Source organism: Lacicoccus kunmingensis DSM 17847 (assembly GCF_059568765.1).
Map to the genome: position 1 here is coordinate 1 of NZ_JCANUC010000054.1, position 1,178 is coordinate 1,178.

General features: G+C 32.9%; 1 protein-coding gene. It reads right to left on the reverse strand.

Going from position 1 to position 1,178, the window contains the following annotated elements; all coding sequences use genetic code 11:
- Positions 1 to 664: alpha/beta fold hydrolase (locus tag BO48_RS16755; RefSeq protein ID WP_496369275.1), on the reverse strand; the 664-nt coding region annotated here is incomplete at its 3' end.
- Positions 665 to 1,178 lie beyond the last annotated feature (514 nt).

Consider the following 1,178-nt stretch of genomic DNA (forward strand, 5'->3'; position numbering starts at 1 on the left):
TTGCAAAGCTCTGCACTTTTATTTTGCCATACACAGGTATGATCGAGACATGTATATTTTTGTTCATTCTAGGATATATTAAAGCGCCAGCAGTTTCAGTTTTATTATGCTCACCGACGATAAATAAAACAGGAAGATTTATCATCGATAAATTAGTAGTTTCGTCGAAGGGATACCAATCTGAATCTTGTGTTGTTTGCAGTAACTCTCTCCAGTTTCCTTTGTGTATCTTATCAAAGTAAGCAGTGGTTTCAGGATTCCTTAATATTTCTTCTGTATTTTCTATATCTTCTTTATTTATATTTTCCCAATCGGTTGGCTTTTCTGGAATAATACCTGATAAGGTTAAAGTTTTCACCTTATCAGGATGATTTTTAGTAAAAACCAGACCAACGAGTGCACCTAATGAGCATCCGACAATATGAGCAGTTTGGATATTTAATTCTTTAAGTGTTTCTGCTAAGTCAGTTGCAGATTTCTTAAAGTAATTAGATAAATCATCCGATACAGATTCGCCATGCCCACGTAGATCTGGCAATACCACTTGATAATTTTGCTTAAAATATTCTCTTTGAACATCAAGCTCTGTCTTTCCTGTTTGCAATCCAGTATGCAAAAAAATAATTGCTTCTCCTTCTCCTTCTATTTCTGTATGTAAAATCATAAAATTGCATTCCTCCTTTTTAATATTGTTGTAATTGCAGGCAAAAGCTCTGTGAACTTCTTCTATTTTTATTTTTTGATGTGTTTTTTCAATACTATACCTTTTTTATCTAATTCACTATATAAGCTGAGATTTAAATGGATTCATTCAAACCGATACTCCTTTTTGACTTTGAACTGTGGTCTGGTTTCATAATTAAGGTATTCCAATCCCTTATCCTTTTTACAAAAAGTTTCATATCTCTTCCTTAATGAGAGAGATTCAATGTAGTCATTAATATAGGATTGATCCACCCATTTCACTTCTGAAGTTTCTTCAGAGGTACATATTTCTCCACCTATTGTTACACAATCAAAATCTACCATTAGCTTAACATAGATTTTTTGTTGAGTTTATGAACACGAAAATATATATAATACTTAGGGTTTACTGAACAACTCAAAGTTCATCAGTGAATCCCAGGATAAATCCTGGGATTCACTCGGACACAGGATGCGCAACGAAATAAAAAAGA